Raw genomic sequence first — 21,923 nt, forward strand, 5'->3', positions numbered from 1 at the left:
AGTGGGAAGTCGGCCGGTCCGACTTCCCACTCCACCGCTCCGGCGTTCCGGCGGGAGCCGTCAGCGGGCGAGCAGGGTGCGGGCGACCCGGGTGCGCTGCGGGGCGAGCTCGGCGGCGATCACGGCGGACTCGGCGGCGGTGGTGGTGACGGCCGCCGGTACCGCCGGGGCGCGGTCGAGCAGGGCCAGCCGCAGGTGGGTGGGCGGATGGGTGGTGTCCACGGCGGTGCGCTCCCGGGCGCTGTGCCGCAGCAGCCGCTCGCGCTCGCGTTCGTCCGTCCGTCTGCCCAGGCCAGGACGGCCTGGAACGGTTGGAACGGCCTGGAACGTGTTCTAGTCCCGTCCTGCGGGCCGTGCCAGAATCGGCCCGACCGCGGATCCGAGGCCGCGGGTCCGAGGCACCGAGGAACACCGGGAGCAGCCCATGCGCGCAGCCGTCCTGCACAAGACCGGCCAGGACACCCTCGACGTCCGGGAGGACGTCACGGCGGTCGGGTTCGGACCGGGCGCCGTACGGGTCCGGATGCGGGCGGCCAGCCTCTGCCACTCCGACCTCTCCGCGATGAACGGCGTCCTGCCGCAGCCCGCGCCGTTCGTCCCGGGGCACGAGGGCGCCGGGGACGTCGTCGAGGTCGGCGAGGGCGTCACCGGCCTCGCCCCCGGGGACCGCGTGGTGCTCTGCTGGATGGCCCCCTGCGGGCGCTGCGCGCACTGCGAGCGCGGCCGGGGCCACCTGTGCGTCGCCAGCCTGCGGCGGCTGGGCGCGCCCGGCTTCCGGTTCGAGGAGGGTGGCGTGGCGGTCGAGGCCTCCGGCTTCTACGGCACCGGGGCGTTCGCCGAGGAGGTCGTGGTCGCCGCCGACGCCGTCATCAAGGTGCCCGCCGACCTGCCGTACGAGGCCGCCGCGCTGATCGGCTGCGGGGTCACCACCGGCGTCGGCGCCGCCGTCAACACGGCCCGGGTCGAGCCCGGCGCCTCCGTCGCGGTGATCGGCGCCGGCGGGGTCGGGATCGCCACCGTGCAGGGCGCCCGGGTCTGCGGGGCCGCCCGGATCACCGTCGTCGACCCGGTCGCCTCCCGCCGGGAGCGGGCGCTCGCCTTCGGCGCGACCGAGGCCCTCGCCCCCGAGGAGCTGAAGGCCGTCGCGAAGGGCCTGCCGGGCGGCGGGTTCGACTACGTCTTCGAGGCGGTCGGCCGGGCCGCCACCGTCCGGGCCGGCTACGACGCGGCCCGCCGCGGCGGCGCCGTCGTGGTGATCGGCGCGGGCGCGCAGGACGACCTCGCGCAGTTCACCATGGGCGAGCTGTTCTTCAACGAGAAGCGCCTGCTGCCCTCGCTGTACGGCGGGGCGACGGTCTCCCGCACCATCGGCCTCGTGGTGGACCTCTGGCGGGCCGGGCGGATCGACCTGGACGGCATGGTCACCCACCGGGTCGGCCTGGCGGACGTCAACGAGGCGATCGCCCAGATGCGCAGCGGCGAGGCGCTGCGGACGGTCGTGACGCTGGGCTGAGCCCGGCACGGGTCGGGCCCGCCGGGGATCACCCCGGCGGGCCCGTTCACGCTTTGGCGCAGGTGCTCAGTTGTGGCCCGCGGCGCCACGGTGGCGACCGTGCGGGTCGGCCTCGGGGGTGTCGTCGGCGGCGGAGCGACCGCGGTGCCGGCCGTGCGACGCGGTGTCCTCGGCCGTGATCTCGTCGGCGTCGGTCCCGTAGCCGGTGGGGCCGGTGGTGTCGGTGAGGGTGTCGGACATCAGAAATCGTCTTTTCCGTGCGGAGGGTGCAGGTCATCGGCGCCCGGCCGGCGCTGTCGGCGCGCGGTCGGGTCCCCGATCGGGCGCTCGGTACGCGCCACAGCCGGTGATCGCGGCCCGTGCCCCGGCCACCCTAACGGCCGGAACGGACGAGATCCTATCGAGATCACGCCGGGCCTCCCGCGCGCGGCAGGGCCCGGCGCACGGCCGCCCGGGGCCCGGCGGCTCAGCCCGGGCGACCGGTGCGCAGGAACGCCGCGAGCAGTTCGTGCAGGACGGCGCCGCCCTCCTCGGCCAGCACCTCGTGGCCGGAGCCGGCCGCCTCGACGTACCGGAAGTCCGCGCCCTCGACCCGGCCGATCCGCAGCAACTCGTGCCGCAGCGAACGGGACTGGCCCACCGGCACCACCTCGTCCCGGTTGCCGTGCACCATCAGCAGCGGGGCGCTCAGCCGGTGCGCGAGTTGCAGGACGTCACGCGGGCCGCGGGCGTCGGCGATCGGCTCGCCGCCGCCCAGCCGGGTGGCCAGGGCCCGGACCGGGGCGGCCGCTTCGGCCAGCAGTCGGGCGCCGGACAGGAAGGGGGCGACGACCGCGCAGCGGGACACCTGCTCGGCCGGCGCGTGTGCGGCCGCCAGCAGGGCCAGGAACGCGCCGTAGCTGACCCCGAACAGGGCGGGCGGCTCCAGGCCGAGCGCCGAGCGCTGGCCCGCGAGGCCCTCCAGCAGGTGCAGCACGTCGTCCAGGTCGGGCCCGCCCCAGGCGCCCCGGATGGCCATCGCGTGCGCCACCCCGTAGCCGGTGGAGCCGCGCTGGTTCGGGGCGACCACGGCCAGGCCCTCGGCGGCCATCCGTTGCAGGGCCGGGTCGAACTCCAGCCGCCAGGCGTCCGCCGGGCCGCCGTGCAGCGCCAGGACGAGGTGCGGGCTGCTCAGCCAGGCGTCCCCGCCGTACACCACGGCCTCCAACGGCCCGGCCGGGCCGGCGAGTTCGAGGCTCTGCGCGGAATGCCAGCGGCCGCCGTCACCGGGCCGGGTGCTGCCGTCCAGCCGCCAACCGGGCGGCGGCGTACGGGAGGCGCGCGGACCGCCGGGCTGCCACGGCAGCACGGTGTCCCGCCACGGGCCGGGCAACCCCGAACCCAGCGGCGCCAGTTGGAGCGGCAGCGGCATCGGGCCGGAGGTGGCCGCGGCCGGGCCGTGCGCCGCCAGGGCGTCCACGTCCAGCCGGGCCAGCGCCGGCGGTTGGTCGGGGGAGGAGTACGGCAGCCACAGCCCGGCCGCCCCCCAGTGCCCGACCGCGCCGAACCGGCCGGGCGGTACCGGCAGCGGGTCGAGCCGGCCCGGCCGGCCGGGCGCGGGCCGCCAGAGCGCGAGCGTGGAGCCGGCCCCGTGGTCGATCTGCACGGCCACCCGGGGGCCGTCCGCCGCCTGCCGCAGCGCGACCGGCCGCAGCAGCATGCCCGCGACGTGCAGGCACTCGGGGAACCGCAGCGGCTCGCCACCGCCCAGCACGCCCCAGCCGAGCCGGTCGGTGCCCGGTGCGTCGCTGCGCACCATCGCGAACCGGCTGTCCGGGTCGAAGAGCACCAGCCGGTCGTTGCTCTGCTCGCCGATCTCCAGCAGCGGGGTGACCGCCCCGCTGCGCAGGTCCAGCACCACACTGCGGACCAGCCCCGCGCTCACCCGGTCCAGCGCCAGCAGCGTGCCGGTGTGGTCCAGCCAGACGCCGCCGCCGTGCAGGCCGGGGAGCTCGGCGACCTGTTCGGGCGCGCTGCCGTCCGCCCGGACCAGCCAGGCGGTGGTGACCGGGCGGCTGTCGGTGCCGAGCGCGAGCGCCACCGGCGCGCGCGGGCTGGCACCGGGGGTGGCCGGCAGCGGCAGCAGCCGCAGGCCGGGCAGCTGGATGGTGGCCAACGGCTGTTCCACGGTGGCGGGTTCACCGCCGGTGGGCTGGGCGGGGCCGGGGGCGAGCCGGACCAGGTCGTGCCGGTCGCCGTCGTGCCGACAGGCCAGCACCGAGCCGTCCGGCAGCGCGACCAGCTGCGAGCGAAGGCTCTCCGACCGGTTGCCGGGCAGCGGCAGTGCGACGGGCGCGGCCGGTCCGCCGTCCGGCGGCAGGCGCCAGCTCTCCGCGTACCAGCCGCCGTCGGCGGCCGAGGCCAGGCAGGCGGCGTGGCCGCCGTCGGCGGCGAAGGCGAAGCCCAGTCGCCGCAGCGCGTGCGTCACGGTCCGGGTGGCGACGTTCACGAGGCGCTCACCCCGTTGGGGTCGGTGCGGCGGATCCTGCCGGGCGCGCAGCTCGCGGAGTGGCCGTCGGTGGTGATTGGCTCCCAGCCTTCGGCCGGGAGGTGCCCCCATCGTGGTGGGCTCGCTCCTTCGCCTTGCGATGCCTGCGCCCTGACGCCGCGCGCGGATCCGACCAGGTCCGTGCCCTGGAGCCGGCGGACGGCCGGGGGCGGCAGCGGATCCCGCCGGAGCCGGGGGCAGCCGGGGCGGCGTCTGGAGGGCGGGGCGTTGCCGGGCGCGTCCTCGGGGCGACGGGTCGGCCCCCGGTGCGCGGTGGGCATGCCCCCGGGCTGCCGGGGGAGACCGTGCAGCAGCGGGGTGACGACGGGGGTGACGCCGGCCGGACCGGCGCTACCCGCAGCGGGGCCTCCGGGTTCCGGGCCACCTTCATCCGCGCCGCCCGGTTCGGTGCCACCTACATAGGTGCCGCCCACAGCAGGACCACCCGGTTCCGCGCCGCCCGGTTCGGCGCCGCCCGCATCCGCGCCACCGGCGAGGTGGGCCCGGACCTGCCGGAGGGCCCAGCGCCGTTCGGGCTGTTCGGCGCGCAGGCCGAGGACGGCGGGGGCGAGCCGGTGGGCGGTGGTGCCGGTGCGGGCGGCCAGGGCGAGCCAGCGGCCGAGGCGTTCGGGGACGGGCCGGGCCCGGGGGAGGTCTTCCGCGAGCAGCGGGTCGTGGCCGGTGGCGAGCAGGAAGAGGAGCCCGCCGAGGGCGTAGTGGTCGGCGGCGGGGGTGGCGGCGCGGGCGCCGGCCAGGGCGAGGCGGCCCGGTCCGTGTTCGGGGGCGCGGTAGCCGGGGGTGCCGGGCGTGCGCGCCGGGTGGCCCGCTTGGGCGGCGCGCCCGAGGCCGACCAGGCGCAGGGTGCCGTCGGGGCGGACCAGCACCGTGCCGGGGGAGAGGTCCGGTAGGACGAGCCCGTGGGCGTGTACCCGCTCGACCAGGTCGACCAGTGCGTGGGTGAGCGGTCCGGCATCGGCCCAGTCGACGCCGACGTGCCCGCCGATGTGCCCGCCGCGCCGCACGCGGGCGCCGACCCAGCCGCCGAGCGGCCGTCCGGCGATTCGTTCCTGCACCAGGAGGACGGAGTCGTTCCGTTCGATCAATTCGATCGGCTGCGGCGCCAGCCCCTGCCCGTCGAGCCGGGTGAGCAGCGCGGCCTCGTGCCGGAGCAGGTCGCGGGCGTCGGCGCCGGCCCGGGCGGTCCCGAGGGGTGCGCGGGCCTGCTTGACCACCACCTCGGCGCCGTTCGCGCTGTCCTGCCCGTGGAAGACGCCGCCGTCGGCGCCCTGCCGGACGACGGCGGTGATCGCGTACCGCCCGGCGAGCAGCGCCCCACCCGGGCGCCTGGCCGGCCGCGCCGCACCCGCCCCGGGCCGGTCCCGCCGCAACGCCCCGGGCCCCTCGCCGGTCCGCCCGCCGGCCGGCCGGTCCCCAGCCCCGAACGCCCCGGCCGCGACCGCGCCGTACCGGTAGTGCACCCGACTGCCGGGCCGGTACGGCCGGCCGGCGGGCACCGTCGGCCCGGGCAGCCCGGCGGTGGCCCGGTCGAGAGCCGCCGCCAGCCGCCGGAACTGCGCGTCGTCCGCCGGGTGGACGGTGATGAACGCGCCCTGGACGGCACCGGACGCGCCCGCCGGACCGATGCCGCCGGGCCGGGAGCCGAGCTCGCGCAGCCGCTGCTCCCCGGCGGCGAACCGGAACGGGCACGGGTCCTCGCCGATCACCCGGACGACGGCCGCGAGCACCGCCTCACCCGCCGCCGGGGCCGCGCTCACGTCCAGCTGCCACCCCCGGGCCGGTAACGGACCCGACGCGGACGGCCTGGCCGTGCACCAGGAGCCCTCGACGGTGACGTCCCAGTCACCGCCGCCTCCCCGGCTCCCGGCGTCGGCCAGCGCCGCCCGCGTCGCGTCCGGCCACGGACCGACCGCATCCGGTCCGTGGCCCGCCGAATCCCCCGCCCCGGCCGCACCCGGTGATGTGCCCGCACCCACTCGCCACCACATCCCCTTCGTCGTGGCCGCCGCCCACGGGTGCCCGACTGCTCCGGCACCCGGGCGTACGACCCGGCCCGATCGGTTTCCTCGGAAGGAACGGGAGCCCGGGGCGGGAGCGCCACACTCCCGCCCCGCCGCACTCCGACCGCACCCGCCTCCGCCAGCCGGCCTGCCACCCACCGGGGGCGAACGCGAGGCGAACATCGGGGCAACTCCCCTTCGCAGGAGTGAAGTTACTTTCGGGACAGGGGTGGCTCAACGCAGCGCCGGTCACTTCACTCATACGGGTGATCCGGAACCGGTTTCGCATTCCTCCGTGCGCCCCGGTGTGAGCAACGGGCGCCCGGCGCACGGACCGTGGCCCGCCCGCGGTAGCCCGCCCGGGCGCCCCCCGCCGCAGGTTGACGCGCACCCGTGCGCCGACGACACCCGCGTCCGAACCCGCACCACCGGGCCGGTGGCCGGATCCCGCCGAACGGCCGAGGCCCGACCGGCCCCGCGCGCACGGTAGTCTCGACAGGTGCCGAAACTGTCCGACGTCATCACCGCGCTCGAAGAGGTCTACCCGCCGCAGTGGGCGGAGTCCTGGGACGCCGTCGGCCTGGTCTGCGGGGACCCTCAGGCCGAGGTCGGCCGTGTGCTGTTCGCCGTCGACCCCGTGCAGACGGTCGTCGACGAGGCCGTCGAGTGGGGCGCCGACCTGGTCGTCACCCACCACCCCCTCTACCTGCGCGGCACCACCAGCGTCGCCGCCACCACCTTCAAGGGCCGGGTGGTGCACACGCTGATCAGCAACGGCATCGCCCTGCACGTCGCGCACACCAACGCCGACCACGCCGACCCGGGCGTCTCGGACGCGCTGGCCGAGGCGGTCGGCGTCCGGGTGACCGGCCCGCTGGTGCCGGACCCGACCGACCCGCTGGGCCGTCGCGGCGGCGGCCGGATCGGCCTGCTGGAGCCCCCGCTGCCGCTGTCCGCCTTCGCCGCGCAGGTGGCCCAGGGCCTGCCCGCGACCGCCACCGGGGTCCGGGTCTCCGGCGACCCGAACCGGCTGATCAGCCGGGTCGCGGTGTGCGGCGGCTCGGGCGACTCCTTCTTCGCCGAGGTGCGGGCGGCCGGTGTGGACGCCTACCTGACCGCCGACCTGCGCCACCACCCGGCGTCCGAGGCCGCCGAGGCGGCGCCGGTCGCGCTGGTCGACGCCGCGCACTGGGCCACCGAGTGGCCCTGGCTCGCCCTGGCCGAGCGGGCCTTGCAGGCCGTCGCCGACAAGCGCGGCTGGGCCGTGGAGACCAAGGTCTCCCACCGGGTCACCGACCCGTGGACCGCGCACGCCCCCATGTCCTTCCCCGCCTGACCCGATTCACAGGAGCCTTCCGCTTGAACGCCGCGCCCGCCGACCAGATCCGCCTGCTCGACCTCCAGGCCTTCGACTCGAAGCTCGACCAGCTGGCCCACCGGCGCCGGAGCCTGCCCGAGCACGCCGAGATCGACAAGGCCTCCGCCGACCACACCGCGCTCAAGGACCTCGTGGTCGCCGCCGAGGCCCAGAAGGGCGACACCGCCCGCGAGCTGACCAAGGCCGAGCAGGACGTCGAGCAGGTTCGCTCCCGTGCCGCCCGCAACCAGCAGCGCCTGGACTCCGGCGCGATCACCTCGCCGAGGGACCTGGAGAACCTCCAGCACGAGATCGGCTCGCTGGCCAAGCGCCAGGGCGACCTCGAGGACGTCGTGCTGGAGATCATGGAGCGCCAGGAGAGCGCCAAGAGCCGGGTCGAGGAGCTGTCCGCCCGCCTGGAGCACTCCACCGTCGTCCTGACCGAGGCCGAGTCCCGCCGGGACGCCGCCTTCGCCGAGATCGACGGCGAGGCCGAGAAGGTCAAGCGGGACCGCGAGACGGTGGCCGCCGTCGTCCCGGCCGACCTGCTCAAGCTCTACACCAAGCTGCGCGAGTCGCAGGGCGGCGTCGGCGCGGCCCGCCTCTACCAGCGCCGCTGCGAGGGCTGCCGCACCGAGTTCTCGATCACCGAGCTGAACGCCATCAAGGCCGAGCCGGCCGACAAGGTCGTCCGCTGCGAGAACTGCTCGCGGATCCTGGTCCGTACCGCCGACTCGGGCGTCTGAGCCGGTGGCGGCGCGCTTCATCGTCGAGGCGGACGGCGGGTCCCGGGGCAACCCGGGGCCGGCCGGCTACGGCGCGGTGGTCCGGGACGGCGACACCGGGCAGATCATCGCCGAGGCCGCCGAGTTCATCGGCCACGCCACCAACAACGTGGCCGAGTACAAGGGCCTGATCGCGGGTCTCAAGGCGGCCCGGGAGCTCGACCCGGACGCCTCGGTGGACGTCCGGATGGACTCCAAGCTGGTCGTCGAGCAGATGTCCGGGCGCTGGAAGATCAAGCACCCCGACATGCAGCCGCTCGCCGCCGAGGCGCGCACCATCCTGCCGCGCGGCCGGGTCACGTACACCTGGATCCCGCGCGAGCGGAACAAGGACGCCGACCGGCTGGCCAACGAGGCGATGGACGCGGGCAAGGCCGGGCGCCAGTGGGAGCCGCGCAAGCCCGCGGCGGCCAAGGCCGTCGCCACCGCCGTCGTGGCGGAGCCGCCGCTGGAGACGGCCGCCCCCAAGGCCGGCTGGGCGGCCGAGGCCGACCTCGGCACCCCGACCACCTTCGTGCTGCTGCGCCACGGCGAGACCCCGCTGACCCCGCAGAAGCGGTTCTCCGGCAGCGGCGGCACCGACCCGGAGCTGTCCGAGCGGGGCCGCTGGCAGGCCGAGCGGGCCGCCGAGGCGCTGGCCGCCCGCGGCAGCATCCAGGCCGTGGTCGCCTCCCCGATGCGCCGCACCCGGCAGACCGCCGAGATCGTCGCCGCCCGGCTCGGCCTGGAGGTCCGGTACGAGGACGGGCTGCGCGAGGTCGACTTCGGTGCCTGGGAGGGCCTGACCTTCGCCGAGGTGCAGGAACGCCACCCGGACGACCTGGCGGCCTGGCTCGGCTCGGCCAAGGCCAAGCCCACCGGCAGCACCGAGAGCTTCACCACGCTCACCCACCGGGCGGGCGTGGCCCGGGACAAGATCCTCGCCCGGTACCCCGGCAAGACGGTGCTCGTGGTCTCCCACGTCAGCCCGATCAAGACGCTGGTCCGGCTGGCGCTCGGCGCCCCGCCGGACGCGCTGTACCGGATGGAGCTGTCCGCCGCCGCGCTGTGCGCCGTCCAGTACTACGCGGACGGCAACGCCTCGCTGCGGCTGCTCAACGACACCTCGCACCTGCGCTGACCCCGTTCCCCGGGGGCGGGCCACCGCCCCCGGGGAACGGTTCAGTGCACATCTGTGACGATCACGTCCAGCTGCCAGGCCTTGCGCGCCGTGCCCTCGGCTGCGACCTCCACCCGGTGGCCCAGCTCCAGCAGCGCGTCCACCAGCTCCCCGGGCGTCTTCGGCTCGGCCCCCGCGACCAGCAGGTCGCGCACCAGCCGGCCCTTGGTCGCCTTGTTGAAGTGGCTGACCACCGTGCGCTTGCCGTTGCGCTCCTGGAGCACCCGGACGGTCGCCGTGCGCGAGGCCACCTCGCCGGCCGGCTTCCACGCCGCGGCGTACGCCGAACTGCGCAGGTCCAGCACCAGCCCGTCCGCCACCTCCGGCAGCACGGACACCATCGCGCCCCGCCAGTACGCCCCGAGCGCCCCCAGACCGGGCAGTTTCACGCCCATCGAGCAGCGGTACGGCGGGATCCGGTCGTCGATCCGCACCGCGCCCCACAGACCCGAGAACACCAGCAGCGAACGCTCGGCCCGGTCGTACGCGGCGGCGTCCAGCGTGGCCAGGCCCAGGTTGTCGAACAGCACCCCGGTGTACACCTCGCCCGCGGGCCGCGCGCCGGCCGTCGGCAGCCCCGCGTTGCGGGCGATCTCCCCGCGCAGACCGGGGCTGAGCCCCAGCACCTCGGCGGCGGTGTCCTCCGCGCCCCGGCAGAGCCCGACCAGCGCCTCCAGCACCGCGCCGCGCGCCGCCGTCAGCCCCGGCAGCGACAGCCGGTCGAGCGCCACCGGCACGCCGTCCCCGGACGCGGCCTTGCCCTCCGAGGGCGGCAACAGCACCAGCACAGCGGACTCCTCAACACTTTGTGGCGGATGAACCCCGCCACCCTACGCAAAACCCGCCCACCCCGGCGCCCCGTCCACCCACCGGGCCGCCCGGCCCGGCCCGCCCGCCGGTATTTCGGTGGACCGACGACAACGGCGAGCCGTACACCGACCCGCACCCGGACGACGCCGTGGCCTTCATGCTGCGGCTGGCCACCGGTGGCTACGACGACGCCGTCGCGCCGGCGGCCAAGGACCTCAAGTCCCTGCTGGGCCGCTGAGATCCGGGCGCCGTCCGGCGCGCCGCCACCCAGCCACCTGCGGCCGGAATCACCCGATTCGCCCTACGCTGCCTGCATGCCTCGCCGAAAACTGCGCGTCAAGGCCGCCGACTCCGCCCGGATCAACACCGAACTGGCCGAGCTCCGCGCCCACTTGGAGATCCACACCGAGTGGCCGGAGGTCGTGCTGGCCGAGGCGGAGGAGGCGGCCGAGAGCCCCCGGCTGCCCGAGTACGACGCCACCGACCTCCCGCTGTTCACGGTCGACCCGCCCGGCTCCCGCGACCTCGACCAGGCCATGCACCTCACCCACCGGGCCGGCGGCGGCTACCGGGTGTACTACGCGATCGCCGACGTCGCCGCCTTCGTCCGCCCCGGCGGCGCGATCGACGCCGAGGCCCGCCGCCGCGTCGAGACCCTGTACTTCCCGGACCACCGCGTCCCGCTGCACCCCGCCCGGATCTCCGAGGACGTCGCCAGCCTGCTGCCCGGCGAGCCCCGGCCCGCCCTGCTCTGGCAGCTGGACCTGGACGCCGACGGCGCCGTCGTGCTGGCCGACCTGCGCCGCGCCATGGTCCGCTCGCACCGCCGCCTGGACTACGCCGCCGTCGAGCGCGCCGTCGACCTGGGCGGCGCCGACGAACAGCTCGGCCTGCTGGCCACCGTCGGCCGGCTGCGCGAGGAGCAGGAGCGCGCCCGGGGCGGGATCAGCCTGCCGGTGCCCGAGCAGGAGATCGAGGAGACCCTGCACGGTTACGTCCTCGGCTACCGCGCGCCCGGCCCCGCCGACGGCTGGAACGCGCAGATCTCCCTGCTCACCGGCATGGCCGCGGCCGAGCTGATGCTCGACGCCGGCGTCGGCCTGCTGCGCACCCTGCCGGCCGCGCCCGCCGCCGCGTACGAGCGGCTGCGCCGGATCGCCGGTGCGCTGGACGTCGACTGGCCGCAGGCGCTGCCGTACCCGGAGCTGATCCGCTCCCTCGACCCGGACGTGCCGCTGAACGCCGCCTTCCTCAACGCCTGCACCGGGCTGCTGCGCGGCGCCGGCTACCACGCCTTCGACGAGTCCCGCGGCCTGCCCGCCCCGGCCGACCCGGGCCACGCCGCGCTGGCCGCGCCGTACGCGCACTGCACCGCGCCGCTGCGCCGGCTCGGCGACCGCTTCGCGCAGGAGGTGTGCGCCGCGGTGGCCGCCGGGGAGGACGTGCCGGACTGGGCACGCGAGGCGCTGCCCGCCGTGCCGGCGCTGATGGCGGGCGGGGACCGGCGCTCGGGCGAGGTCGAACGGGCCTGCGTGGACCTGGTGGAGGCGGAGCTGCTGGCCGGCCGGGAGGGCGAGGACTTCACCGCCGTGGTGATCGACGTGGACGGGAAGCGGCCCGGCTCGGGCACCGTGCAGCTGCGCGAGCCCGCAGTCCGGGCCCGCTGCGACGGCACCGGCGGCGCGGACCACGGCGGACCGGCGGTGGCGGCCCTGCCGCTCGGCGGGCTGATCCGGGTCCGGCTGACCCGGGCCGACCCGGCCACCCGGACGGTCCGCTTCGCCGCCGTCTGAGCACCGTCTGCCCGCCGCCTGCCCGCCGCCTGCCCGCCGTCCGAGCCCCGTCTCACCGCCGTCCGAGCCCCGCCTCACCGCCGACCGACCGTCATCCGACCGTCGCGGCGCCCGCCGATCCCGCCACCCGGACGGTCCGTTCCGCCGCCGCGGCCCGCCGCCGGGGTGGGAGGATCGGTCCGTGCCCGAAGCCCACACCCCCGCCGCCCCCGGGCGGCGCCGCCGTCTGCTCGTCCTGGCGATCTGCTGCCTGAGCCTGTTCATCGTCGGCCTCGACAACACCGTGGTGAACATCGCCCTGCCGTCGATCCAGCGGGACCTGGACGCCCCCGCGTCCGGACTCCAGTGGATCATCGACGCCTACACCCTGGTGCTGGCCTCGCTGCTGATGCTGTTCGGCTCGGTGGCCGACCGCTTCGGCCGCCGCCGGGTGTTCCAGACCGGGCTGGTCTGCTTCGCGCTCGGCTCGCTGCTGTGCAGCCTGGCGCCGAGCCTGGAGTGGTTGGTGGTGTTCCGCGCACTCCAGGCGGTCGGCGGTTCGATGATGAACCCGGTGGCGATGTCGATCATCACCAACACCTTCACCGACCCGCGGGAGCGGGCCCAGGCGATCGGCGTCTGGGGCGGCGTGGTCGGCATCTCGATGGCGCTCGGCCCGCTGCTCGGCGGCTTCCTGGTGGACGGCGCCGGCTGGCAGTCGATCTTCCTGATCAACGTCCCGGTCGGCCTGGTCGCCGTCGCGCTGACCGCCCGTTACGTCCCGGAGTCCCGCGCGCCCCGACCGCGCCGGCTGGACCCGGTCGGGCAGCTGCTGATGATCGTCCTGCTGGGCTGCGGCACCGCCGCCATCATCGAGGGCCCGGGCAACGGCTGGACGTCCCCGCTGATCCTCGCCCTGGCCGGCAGCGCCCTGGCCGCCCTGGTGGCCTTCCCGCTCTGGGAGCGCCGGGTGGCCGAGCCGCTGGTGGACCCGCGCTTCTTCGCCAGCGCGCCGTTCTCCGGGGCCACCCTCACCGCGGTCTGCGCCTTCGCCGCACTGGGCGGCTTCCTCTTCCTCAACACCCTCTACCTCCAGGACGTCCGGCACTACGGCCCGGTCGAGGCCGGGCTGTGGACGCTCCCGATGGCCGGGATGATGCTGGTCTGCGCGCCGGTGTCCGGCCGGATCGTCGGCGTCCGGGGCCCGCGCGGCCCGCTGCTCGCGGCCGGGGCGGGCATCGCCGCCAGCGGCGTGCTGCTCACCCGGCTGACCGCGGACTCCCCGCCCGGGCTGCTGCTGGTCGCGTACGCGCTGTTCGGCTTCGGCTTCGGCATGGTGAACTCGCCGATCACCAACGCGGCGGTCTCCGGCATGCCGCGCGCCCAGGCCGGGGTGGCCGCGGCGGTGGCCTCGACCAGCCGTCAGGTCGGCCAGTCGCTGGGCGTCGCGGTGATCGGCACGGTGGTCACCTCGGCCGTGGTCGGCCCGGTCGCGACGGGCTTCGCCGCGGCCAGCCACGCCGGCTGGTGGATCCTGGCCGGGCTGGGCTGCGCCGTCCTGGTCCTCGGCCTGGTCACCACCACCCCGTGGGCCACCGCCACCGCCGCCCGGGTGGCCGCCCGCCTCGGCGCCGAGCCGCCCGCCGTCCGGTCCGGTGTACGGGAGGCACCGCCCGAGCGGCTACCATGACCACTACGGCGGAAGAGCCGGCCGGGCGGTCGCGACGGGTCTCACGACCCGCCGAGGAACGTCCGGGCTCCACAGAGCAGGGTGGTGGGTAACGCCCACCCGGGGTGACCCGCGGGACAGTGCCACAGAAAACAGACCGCCCACCGCTTCGGCGATGGGTAAGGGTGAAACGGTGGTGTAAGAGACCACCAGCGACCGGGGTGACCCGGCCGGCTCGGTAAACCCCACCTGGAGCAAGGTCAAGATCGGTGCCCTCGGGCGCCGTGCGCGGACGACTGACGGCTGCTCGCCCTAGTCCGCGGGTGGACCGCACGAGGCTGTCGGCAACGGCAGCCCTAGATGGATGGCCGCCTCCCCGGGCCGCGCGAGCAACCCGGGAGACAGAACCCGGCGTACAGGCCGACTCTTCCGTCCCTGGTTCGTACGAGGGCCCTCCGACCTGCGGAAACGCGGGGCGGGGGGCCCTTCGTCGTTCCGGATGCGGGGGGTGGTGGGGCGGCGGGACGATGGGGAGGAGCGGGTAAGCCCGGATCCGAGTAGGAAGGGGGCGGGACCATGGCTCCTCTGCCACCCGACCCGTGCAGTCGCATGCGGACCTGGATCGCCAGCGCCGAGGACGCGGTGAGCCATGATCACCGGCGGGTCGACCACGACGTGGCCGGTCTCGACCAGTTGCGGGCGCAGCCGAACCCGGATCCGGTGCGGATCGCGGCGGCCGAGGCCGGGCTGGAGGCGGATCGCGCGCGGCTGTCGCACGACGAGCACCAGCTGTCGGACCTCCAGCGCAAGTACGACCTCGAATGCGGGCGTCCGCTCCCGGCCCCCTAGTCGGGGCCGTGGACCCGAACACATGCCGACGCCCGCCCGTTCAGCACGGGCGGGCGTCGGCATGTGGTGACGCGGAGTGGTCAGGCGGGATGGGCGCCGACGGCGTCGCGGATCTGCTCGCCGAGGCCGCCGTTGACGCGGGCGCAGTTGGCGCAGCAGAAGAACATGCCCGCCACTTCGACGCCGTGGCCCACGATCCGGACGCTGCACTGTTCGCACCGCGGCGCGAGCTTCTCCATCGCGCACTCGAAGCTGTCGAAGGTGTAGGTGTCGCCGGAGACCGTCTTGATCTCGAAGGCGAGCCAGTAGTCGTTGCCGCAGGTGACGCAGATGGCCATGGCGGCCGTCTCCTTCCGGTGGGGGGCCGCCCGGTCGGGCGGCCCTTTCCAGTGTCGGAGCGTCGTCCGGGGGCGGCCACCCGGCGCCACCGTCAGGCGGACCTGCGCTAGGCGGACCGGGCCGACAGCTCCTCCAGCGCGCGGACGGCGCGTTCGGCGTCGTCCGCGCCGACGAACAGGTGGTCGTGGTGGAACCCGGCGACCACGTTGCAGCTGATGCCCTCCTCGGCGAGCCGGTCGGCGACCGCCGCGGTCAGTCCGACGGCTTCCAGGGCCGAGTGGATCTGGAGGGTGATCCAGGCCGCCACGTACTCGTAGCGCAGCCCGAGCGCGTCGGCCTCCTCCTGGGCGACCACGAAGGTCACCCCTTCGGGTTCGGCGACGGTGACCACCGGGCGGATGCCGGTGGGCACCTTCGCGGGGAGCGTGCAGTAGACGTACCGCCCCGGGTTGAGCACCGGGCGCATCCCGCCCAGCAGCGTCGCAAGATCTCGTTCACCGGCCATGCCCGCCACCGTAGCCGCTGCGCCGCGGCGCGTCCCGGGACAGGCGGGCCGTGTCGGAAAGCGTTGACGAGCGACAGTCACCGATATATCGTCGAACTATCGAGACAGTAACTCGACTGGCTCGGCAACGAGGAGGTGGGCGTCATGCGCCCTGGGATGCGATTTCGTGGGGAGGGCCCGCGCGGCGGACGGCGCCGCGGTCCGGGTCCGGAGTTCGAGGGGATGCCCGGTGAGGGCTACGAGCGGCGGGAGGCGTTCGGCGGTTTCGGTCCGCCGTTCGGCGGCGGCCCCGGCCGACCGCTGGGCGGCCCGTTCGGGCACGGTTACGGCGGGCGCGGCGGACGCCGTGGCGGCCCGCACGGTCGGCGGGGCGGCCGCGCCCGGCGCGGGGACGTCCGCGCCTCGCTGCTGGCGCTGCTCAAGGAGCGGCCGATGCACGGCTACGAGATGATCGCCGAGATCACCGAGCGGACCGGCGGCGCCTGGCGGCCAAGCCCGGGCTCGATCTACCCCAACCTCCAGCTGCTGGAGGAGGAGGGCCTGATCACGGCCGAGGAGGTCGGCGGCAAGCGGCTGGTCTCGCTCACCGAGGCGGGCCGGGCCGAGGCCGAGGCCGGGCCGGCCGAGCCGTGGGCGGAGGCCGGCCGGGAGGTCGACTGGGAGGCCGTGCAGGAGGTCGGTCAGGCGCTCGCCGCCGTGGACCAGGCGATCCGGCAGGTCATGGCGACCGGCACCGACGTGCAGCGCACCAAGGGCCTGGCAGTGCTCAACGAGGCCCGCAAGAAGCTGTACCTGATCCTCGCCGAGGATGACTGACCGGCGCGGGGGGACCGCCGACCGGCCGACGGGCGGTGCGGCTGCTCAGGGGTGGACCAGGAACAGGGCCACGCAGGCGAGCAGCAGCACCGTCCAGCCGAACCAGAGCCAGCCGTTCGGGCCGATCGTCACGCTGTAGACGGACACCACCACCAGCAGCGCCGCGGTCACCCCGGCGACCTGCCGGTTGTGGTGCGCGACCGCCTGGGAGCGGGTCCTGGGGTGCCGAACCGTTCTCGCCATGGCCGTCCTCCCGGGAAGGCAGAGGCAGGGGCTGCCGAAAAGGGCTGCGAAGCGGTCGGGTGTCCGTCAGCCGGAGGCGCGGGCGGTGGCCGCCTCGTCGTACTCGTAGCGCCAGAACCAGCTGAGGCCCCGCACCTGCTTGGAGCGGACGTAGACCAGTGTGCGCGCGGGAACGTCGCCCTGCGCGGGGACCGGCACCTTGTACGTCTTGGGCACGCCGAGCATCGGCCCCAGCGGGATGGGGAGGATCCGGCCGTCCAGGGGGCCGCCGACGAATTCCGTGTCCGTGCTCTTCACCCCACCAGGGTCTCACCTCCGCGCGGTGGACCGCGGTGCCGGACCACGGGCGGGTAAACCGCCCACCGAGGAGCCACGTCAGAGCCATGGGGGAGCCGCGCGGGGAGCCGCGGGGGAGCCGCGCGGGGGTCCGGCGCAGGCCGTGTGTCGGCCGCGTGCCGGGAGTGTGACCGGAGAGGCACCGCCCCCGGTCATCCGAAGGCCCCGCGCACCCTTATCCTTCCTGTTACGCCCTCGGGGTTCACCCGGGTCAGCGGGCCCCGTACGGGCCGGGCGAGGCGCGGTACCGGTGTGCCCTCCGGGTCGTCGGGCCGCAGCCTGAGCGCTGCCGTGACTCCGTACCGTGACCCGGGCGTCGGCCGTCCGGTGACCCCGGCTCCGGCCGGCAGGGCGTGGACAGCAGGGCCGAGCACCGCCCCGGGAAGCAGCGGGGGGCGCTGTGCGTTGCGTCGGATGGTACGTCGAACGCTGTGTCGCACCAGGCACGGCAGTGCGCGGAAGGGGCCCGATGGAAGCCGGCAGCAGGTGGACGACCCGGTGGTTGAAGCGTGAACGTCAGCGGGCCCGCCCGGGCGACGCGGACGGTCCGGCCGCCGGACTGGATCAGCTGCTCGGCGCGGTGCGCGCCGGATTCCCGCTCGCGCCCGCCGCCCACCCGGCCGGCTACCGCTGTTCCTGCGACCGGGTCGCTTGTCCGGCCCCCGCCCAGCACCCGGTGTCCTTCGCCTGGCAGACCCAGGCCACCACCGACGCCGAACAGCTCGCCCGCTGGCTCTCCCGCGATCCGCAGGCCAACTTCATCACCGCCACCGGGCGGGTCCACGACGTGCTGGACGTCCCGGCCGAGGCCGGGCGGCTGGCGCTGGAGCGGCTGACCGCTGCCGGCGTGGAGGGCCCGGTCGCCGCCGTCGGCGACGACCGGTACCTGTTCTTCACCGCCACCCGCGGCACCCCGCAGGACGAGGACGAGTGGTGGCCGAGCGCGCTCGACTCCACCCCCGACACCATGTCCGAGCACCCGGGCCTGCGCTGGCACTGCCGCGGCTCGTACACCCTGCTCCCGCCGGCCGCGCTGCCGGACGGCTCCCGGGTGCGGTGGCTGCGCGGGCCCGAGCAGCCGCTGCCGGACCCGCTGCGCGTCCTGGACGTGCTCACCGACGCCTGCACCGAGGTGGGCGCGGTCGCCGAGGAGCAGTGGCTCATCGGCTAGCGCGCCCCACCGACGGGGCCGGGGTCACGGCAGGGTGAGGACCTCCGCGCCGTCCGCCGTGACCACCAGGGTGTGCTCGAACTGGGCGGTGCGCTTGCGGTCCTTGGTGACGACCGTCCAGCCGTCCGCCCAGATCTCGTAGTCGTAGGTGCCCAGGGTCAGCATCGGCTCGATGGTGAAGGTCATGCCCGGCTTGATCACCTCGGTGGCCCGCTCGCTGTCGTAGTGCGGGATGATCAGGCCGGAGTGGAACGACGTGTTGATGCCGTGCCCGGTGAAGTCCCGCACCACGCCGTAGTCGAAGCGCTTGGCGTAGGACTCGATGACCCGTCCGATCACGTTGATCTGACGGCCCGGCTTGACCGCCTTGATCGCCCGGTTGAGGGCCTCCCGGGTCCGCTCGACCAGCAGCCGGGACTCCTCGTCCACATCGCCGACCAGGTAGGTGGCGTTGAGGTCGCCGTGCACCCCGTGGATGTACGCGGTGGCGTCGATGTTGACGATGTCGCCGTCCTGGAGCACGGTCGAGTCCGGAATGCCGTGGCAGATCACCTCGTTGACGGAGGTGCAGATCGACTTGGGGAAGCCGCGGTAGCCGAGGTCGGACGGGTAGGCGCCGTGGTCGCACATGTACTCGTGGGCGACGACGTCCAGCGCGTCCGTGGTGACGCCGGGGGCGATCAGCTTGGCCGCCTCGGCCATCGCCCGGGCGGCGATCCGGCTCGCGATCCGCATCTTCTCGATCGTCTCGGCGGTCTGCACCTCGGGCCCGGTGTACGGCGCCGGCGCGGGCCGGCCGACGTACTCGGGGCGCGCGATGTGCGCCGGGACCTTGCGGGTGGGGGACTGGATGCCGGGTACGAGAGCCATGGCGGCGAGTCTATCGGCCGGGCCCCGCGGTACCCCGGCGGTCCTGGCCCGTCCCGGTGGCCACCGCGGTGTGCGGAGGGGCCCGGGCCGGGGAATGATCGGTACCGACCCATCCGTCCGCACGGGAGCTGAACGGGAGAGCACCATGGCCCTCGGATTCCACCGCAAGCCGACCGGGAAGCCCGGTGAGTGGTTCTACTGCATCAAGCACGGCAAGGTCGAGGAGGGGCCGGAGTGCCCGGCCAAGGACCGCCTCGGGCCGTACGCCAGCCGCGAGGAGGCCGCCCACGCGCTGGAGATCGCGGACGAGCGCAACCGCGAGTGGCAGAACGACCCGCGCTGGAGCGACAAGCCGAAGGGCGACGCCGCCGGGTAGCCGGTGACGGTCACTGCGGTCTGGGGCCGGTGAGGTACGTCTCCTCCACCACGATCTCGACGAGGTGCCGCCCGCTGCCGAACGCCTGGGCGGTGGCCCGGTCCAGCGGTATCGCGGGCCGGGACTCCCGGTCGGCCCAGGCGGCCTGGCCGTCCTTCAGCGGGTACGTCCCCCCGAGGACGTGGGCGCCGGGGCTGGGGGAGGTGCCGGGTACCGGCCGCTCGTGGGGGGCCATCCGGATCCGCAGCGGGTCGCCCCCGCCACTGCGGGGGAAGCTGTAGATCAGCCAGTCCCCTTGCTGGGGCGAGTCGTTGCCGGCGTACGCTTGGGCGCCCTGGGTGGTCAGTGCCCGCTCCCAGTGCGACTTCGCCGCCCGCAGATCACCGGTCACGGCCAGGTACTTGACCACCTGTCGCCGGCACTGCGGGGCCGGGAACCGGGACCCGAAGCCGTCGGACTCGCTCGGCCCGACGCCGCAGCCGTCCTCGACGCCCGCACCGATCACCTCGGTGCCCGGGATCGCCGGGATCAGCGCGCCCAGCCGCTGGTCGATGTCCGCGCTCATGGCCCGGTCGGCCGCGACCGCCTCGCGGGACCGGGCCAGCTCCGCCACGTTCGGCGGGGTGGGGCTGAGCGCCTTTCCGACCGCGTGCTGGACCTGCCCGAGCAGCAGGCCGCCCTGCCAGGCCGCCCACCCCGTCGCGCCGACCACGGCCGTCCCCAGGACGAGCCCGATGACCAGCCACTTCTTCCGCCGGACCCCCGTTGTCATGGCCGGGAGTCTGTCACAGCGCCGCCGCCGACTCCTTCGCGGCCTCGGCGCGGTCGTGTGCCGCGCGGACGGCGGCGGTGTGCGGGTCGGTGCGGTCGTCGTAGGCGAGCAGCCGGGGCAGCGCGGCGGCGACCGCGAGGACGGCGACGACGCAGGCCAGGCCGCCGCTCCAGACGGCGGCGCGCACGCCGACCAGGCCGGCCATGGTGCCGGCCCGGACCTGGCCGAGCTGGGGGCCGACGGAGTAGCTGAGCAGTTCGACGCCGGCCATCCGGCCGCGGACCTCGTCCGGGATGGACTGGTTCCACATGGTCGCGCGGGCGATCCCGCTGACCTGGTCGGCGCCGCCGGCCAGCACCAGGCCGAGCAGCACCAGCCAGATGCTGCCGGACAGACCCGCGAGCGTCATCGCCGCGCCCCAGCCGAGGGCGGCGGCCACCAGCAGGCGGCCGTGCCGGTGGACCCGGGACGTCCAGCCGCTGGTCGCGCCGACCAGCAGGGCCCCGGCCGCGGAGGCCGCGTACATCGGGCCGAGCGCCCAGTCGGCGCCCAACTCCGAGGCCAGGAAGGGGAAGACGGCGACCGGGAAGGCGAACAGCATCGCGATGGTGTCGATCGCGTAGGTGCCGAGCAGGTCCTTGCGGCTCCAGGCGTACCGGACGCCGGTGAGGACGGCCCGGACCGACGGCCGTTCGGCGCCGGTGGACGGCGGCACCGCCCGGATCCGGGCGAGCAGCGTCAGCGAGACGACGAAGGTGAGCACGTCCAGCGCGTACGCGGTCTGCACCCCGGAGAACGCCACGATGACACCGGCCAGGGCCGGCCCGGCCACCGAAGCGGCGTTGCGGTACAGGGAATTGAGGGCGAACGCGGCCGCCAGGTGCTGGTGCGGGACGATCCGCGGGGTGAGCGAGTCCAGGGCCGGGCGCTGGAGGCCGTCGGCGGCCGCGACCAGGGCGGCGACCAGGTAGAGCGGCCAGAGCAGCGGCGTGGGCAGCAGCGCGTTGAGCAGCAGCACACCGGCGAGCAGGCCCAGCAGGGCCTCGGAGCGCAGCACCAGCTTGCGGCGGTCCAGGGCGTCGGCGAGCGCGCCGCCCCAGAGGCCGAAGAAGATCAGCGGGACGAGCTCGAACGCGCCGACCAGACCGACCGCGAAGGAGGAGTCGGTGAGGTCCTTGATCTGCATCGGGACGGCGACGTAGGTGAGGTAGCTGCCGAAGCCGGTCACGCAGCCGGACATCCAGAGCAGCCGGAAGTCCCGGGAGGCGTGCCAGGGCGCCAGGTCGGGGCGGACCGAACGCAGCAGCGTCCGCAGCCGCCCGGCGGTGCTATGTGGTGGTTCGTCGTCGTTCACGAACGACCATCCTGCGACGGCCGCTCCGGCTCCCGCAAAGGGTTTTCCGCGGGTGCGCGGGAGTCACCAGCGGCTGATCGCGGGCGGCGCGGTCAGCCGGCCGGCCAGGTCGGTCAGCCGGCCGAGGGCGGAGCGGCGGGCCGGGGGCTGCCCGGCGGCGGCGCTGACCAGGTGCTGGGCGAGGTCGAAGGCCGCCTCGGCGGCGGTGCCGACGGCGAGGCGTTCGTGCGCGAGCCCGCCGAGGTCGCCCGGCTCGGCGGGGGTGGCGCCGTCCAGCGCGAGGACGGTCGCGCCGTGCCGGCGGGCGTCGTGGACGCGTTCCAGCAGCGGGGTGCCGGCCGCGTCGGGGGCGATCACCAGGACGGTGACGCCGCGTCCGGCCTCGGTGAGCCGGCGCAGGCCCTGCGCCAGGTGCGCGGGGGCGCCCGGCGGCTCGGGGTGGTGGCGCAGCAGGGTGGGCGCCAGCCGGGGGAGGGCCGACCAGGCGGCCTCGTCGTCCAGGTGGGCGGCCAGGTGCCAGGGCTCGTACGCCTCGGTGCCGACCAGCAGCAGCTCGCCCGCCCCGCGCCGGGAGACCGAGCGCCGCAACGAGCCGGCGAAGCCGCCGACCGCCTCCAGCCAGCCGCTGCCCGTCAGGTGCTCCCGGAGTGCCGAAACTCTCACCGCGTCCATGCGGGCCAGA

24 protein-coding genes and 1 other RNA gene are annotated in these 21,923 nt (G+C 75.6%); 12 read left to right on the plus strand and 13 right to left on the minus strand.

Annotation, left to right across the window (positions count from 1 at the left end; all coding sequences use genetic code 11):
• Positions 1–60: 60 nt before the first annotated feature.
• Positions 61–222 (minus strand): hypothetical protein, encoded by a 162-nt coding sequence (locus ABTY15_RS31875; RefSeq protein ID WP_350602999.1) that lies wholly within the window; start codon positions 220–222, stop codon positions 61–63.
• A 202-nt stretch (positions 223–424) separates the two neighbouring features.
• Between ABTY15_RS31875 and ABTY15_RS31880 the strand changes: the two genes are divergently transcribed.
• Positions 425–1,513, plus strand: a complete 1,089-nt coding sequence (locus ABTY15_RS31880) for a Zn-dependent alcohol dehydrogenase (RefSeq protein WP_350603002.1) — start codon at positions 425–427, stop codon at positions 1,511–1,513.
• 66 nt (positions 1,514–1,579) lie between these two features.
• Here the strand turns inward: ABTY15_RS31880 and ABTY15_RS31885 are convergent, their stop codons facing one another.
• The 3 genes from ABTY15_RS31885 to ABTY15_RS31895 all read right to left on the minus strand — a co-directional run bounded on the left by ABTY15_RS31885 (position 1,580) and on the right by ABTY15_RS31895 (position 6,241).
• Entirely contained in the window at positions 1,580–1,753 is a 174-nt protein-coding gene (locus ABTY15_RS31885; RefSeq protein ID WP_350603005.1) for a hypothetical protein, read from the minus strand.
• Positions 1,754–1,979: 226 nt separating this feature from the next.
• Positions 1,980–4,001, minus strand: a complete 2,022-nt coding sequence (locus tag ABTY15_RS31890) for an alpha/beta hydrolase family protein (protein ID WP_350603011.1) — start codon at positions 3,999–4,001, stop codon at positions 1,980–1,982.
• Positions 3,998–6,241, minus strand: coding sequence for a class III lanthionine synthetase LanKC N-terminal domain-containing protein (locus ABTY15_RS31895; protein ID WP_502893643.1), 2,244 nt, complete (start codon positions 6,239–6,241; stop codon positions 3,998–4,000). Before ABTY15_RS31895 ends, ABTY15_RS31890 begins: the two co-directional genes overlap by 4 nt.
• 316 nt (positions 6,242–6,557) lie before the next feature.
• Between ABTY15_RS31895 and ABTY15_RS31900 the strand changes: the two genes are divergently transcribed.
• Genes ABTY15_RS31900 through ABTY15_RS31910 form a run of 3 tightly spaced genes read left to right on the plus strand, consistent with a single transcriptional unit; the run spans position 6,558 to position 9,320 of the window.
• Positions 6,558–7,394: a Nif3-like dinuclear metal center hexameric protein gene (locus tag ABTY15_RS31900; RefSeq protein ID WP_350603019.1), complete on the plus strand. Its 837-nt coding sequence runs from the start codon at positions 6,558–6,560 to the stop codon at positions 7,392–7,394.
• Positions 7,395–7,417: 23 nt separating this feature from the next.
• A complete protein-coding gene (locus ABTY15_RS31905) occupies positions 7,418–8,161 on the plus strand; it encodes a zinc ribbon domain-containing protein (RefSeq protein WP_350603022.1) in 744 nt (247 codons plus the stop codon).
• A gap of 4 nt (positions 8,162–8,165) precedes the next feature.
• Positions 8,166–9,320 (plus strand): bifunctional RNase H/acid phosphatase, encoded by a 1,155-nt coding sequence (locus ABTY15_RS31910; protein WP_350603026.1) that lies wholly within the window; start codon positions 8,166–8,168, stop codon positions 9,318–9,320.
• A 41-nt stretch (positions 9,321–9,361) separates the two neighbouring features.
• On the opposite strand, the gene yaaA is transcribed toward ABTY15_RS31910, so the two are convergent.
• Complete coding sequence (gene yaaA / locus ABTY15_RS31915) at positions 9,362–10,147, minus strand: peroxide stress protein YaaA (protein WP_350603029.1); 786 nt, start codon at positions 10,145–10,147, stop codon at positions 9,362–9,364.
• 20 nt (positions 10,148–10,167) lie between these two features.
• On the opposite strand from yaaA, the gene ABTY15_RS31920 reads away from it, so the two are divergent.
• The 5 genes from ABTY15_RS31920 to ABTY15_RS31940 all read left to right on the plus strand — a co-directional run bounded on the left by ABTY15_RS31920 (position 10,168) and on the right by ABTY15_RS31940 (position 14,459).
• Positions 10,168–10,407: a hypothetical protein gene (locus ABTY15_RS31920; RefSeq protein WP_350603034.1), complete on the plus strand. Its 240-nt coding sequence runs from the start codon at positions 10,168–10,170 to the stop codon at positions 10,405–10,407.
• Positions 10,408–10,483: 76 nt separating this feature from the next.
• Positions 10,484–11,962 (plus strand): RNB domain-containing ribonuclease, encoded by a 1,479-nt coding sequence (locus tag ABTY15_RS31925; protein ID WP_350603038.1) that lies wholly within the window; start codon positions 10,484–10,486, stop codon positions 11,960–11,962.
• Between the two features lie 181 nt (positions 11,963–12,143).
• Complete coding sequence (locus ABTY15_RS31930) at positions 12,144–13,631, plus strand: MFS transporter (RefSeq protein ID WP_350603040.1); 1,488 nt, start codon at positions 12,144–12,146, stop codon at positions 13,629–13,631.
• Between the two features lie 13 nt (positions 13,632–13,644).
• An RNA gene (gene rnpB / locus ABTY15_RS31935) (RNase P RNA component class A) lies at positions 13,645–14,042 on the plus strand.
• A gap of 144 nt (positions 14,043–14,186) precedes the next feature.
• The gene (locus tag ABTY15_RS31940) at positions 14,187–14,459 is read left to right on the plus strand and encodes a hypothetical protein (RefSeq protein ID WP_350603043.1); all 273 of its coding nucleotides are present in this window, start codon (positions 14,187–14,189) and stop codon (positions 14,457–14,459) included.
• Between the two features lie 80 nt (positions 14,460–14,539).
• On the opposite strand, the gene ABTY15_RS31945 is transcribed toward ABTY15_RS31940, so the two are convergent.
• Together ABTY15_RS31945 and ABTY15_RS31950 are read right to left on the minus strand one after the other, a co-directional pair.
• Positions 14,540–14,797: a metallothionein gene (locus tag ABTY15_RS31945; RefSeq protein WP_350603046.1), complete on the minus strand. Its 258-nt coding sequence runs from the start codon at positions 14,795–14,797 to the stop codon at positions 14,540–14,542.
• Between the two features lie 107 nt (positions 14,798–14,904).
• On the minus strand, positions 14,905–15,303 hold the full coding sequence (locus ABTY15_RS31950; protein ID WP_350603049.1) for an ACT domain-containing protein: 399 nt from the start codon (positions 15,301–15,303) through the stop codon (positions 14,905–14,907).
• A 144-nt stretch (positions 15,304–15,447) separates the two neighbouring features.
• On the opposite strand from ABTY15_RS31950, the gene ABTY15_RS31955 reads away from it, so the two are divergent.
• On the plus strand, positions 15,448–16,119 hold the full coding sequence (locus ABTY15_RS31955) for a PadR family transcriptional regulator (protein ID WP_502893644.1): 672 nt from the start codon (positions 15,448–15,450) through the stop codon (positions 16,117–16,119).
• 45 nt (positions 16,120–16,164) lie between these two features.
• Here ABTY15_RS31955 and ABTY15_RS31960 read toward each other — a convergent pair whose 3' ends face one another.
• Together ABTY15_RS31960 and ABTY15_RS31965 are read right to left on the minus strand one after the other, a co-directional pair.
• Positions 16,165–16,362: a hypothetical protein gene (locus ABTY15_RS31960; protein WP_350603051.1), complete on the minus strand. Its 198-nt coding sequence runs from the start codon at positions 16,360–16,362 to the stop codon at positions 16,165–16,167.
• A 66-nt stretch (positions 16,363–16,428) separates the two neighbouring features.
• Positions 16,429–16,659, minus strand: a complete 231-nt coding sequence (locus ABTY15_RS31965) for a DUF8847 domain-containing protein (protein WP_350603054.1) — start codon at positions 16,657–16,659, stop codon at positions 16,429–16,431.
• Between the two features lie 508 nt (positions 16,660–17,167).
• On the opposite strand from ABTY15_RS31965, the gene ABTY15_RS31970 reads away from it, so the two are divergent.
• The gene (locus ABTY15_RS31970; RefSeq protein ID WP_350603056.1) at positions 17,168–17,869 is read left to right on the plus strand and encodes a bifunctional DNA primase/polymerase; all 702 of its coding nucleotides are present in this window, start codon (positions 17,168–17,170) and stop codon (positions 17,867–17,869) included.
• A 24-nt stretch (positions 17,870–17,893) separates the two neighbouring features.
• Here the strand turns inward: ABTY15_RS31970 and map are convergent, their stop codons facing one another.
• The gene (gene map, locus ABTY15_RS31975) at positions 17,894–18,739 is read right to left on the minus strand and encodes a type I methionyl aminopeptidase (protein ID WP_350603060.1); all 846 of its coding nucleotides are present in this window, start codon (positions 18,737–18,739) and stop codon (positions 17,894–17,896) included.
• A 145-nt stretch (positions 18,740–18,884) separates the two neighbouring features.
• Between map and ABTY15_RS31980 the strand changes: the two genes are divergently transcribed.
• Complete coding sequence (locus ABTY15_RS31980) at positions 18,885–19,115, plus strand: hypothetical protein (protein WP_350603064.1); 231 nt, start codon at positions 18,885–18,887, stop codon at positions 19,113–19,115.
• 10 nt (positions 19,116–19,125) lie between these two features.
• On the opposite strand, the gene ABTY15_RS31985 is transcribed toward ABTY15_RS31980, so the two are convergent.
• From ABTY15_RS31985 to ABTY15_RS31995, 3 genes are all read right to left on the minus strand, one after another.
• The gene (locus tag ABTY15_RS31985) at positions 19,126–19,887 is read right to left on the minus strand and encodes a hypothetical protein (protein ID WP_350603067.1); all 762 of its coding nucleotides are present in this window, start codon (positions 19,885–19,887) and stop codon (positions 19,126–19,128) included.
• Between the two features lie 13 nt (positions 19,888–19,900).
• On the minus strand, positions 19,901–21,241 hold the full coding sequence (locus ABTY15_RS31990) for an MFS transporter (RefSeq protein WP_502893645.1): 1,341 nt from the start codon (positions 21,239–21,241) through the stop codon (positions 19,901–19,903).
• A 63-nt stretch (positions 21,242–21,304) separates the two neighbouring features.
• On the minus strand, positions 21,305–21,913 hold the full coding sequence (locus ABTY15_RS31995; RefSeq protein ID WP_350603072.1) for a hypothetical protein: 609 nt from the start codon (positions 21,911–21,913) through the stop codon (positions 21,305–21,307).
• Positions 21,914–21,923: the final 10 nt, after the last annotated feature.

The organism is Kitasatospora sp. NPDC097643, from assembly GCF_040302625.1.
Classification (GTDB): Bacteria; Actinomycetota; Actinomycetes; order Streptomycetales; family Streptomycetaceae; genus Kitasatospora.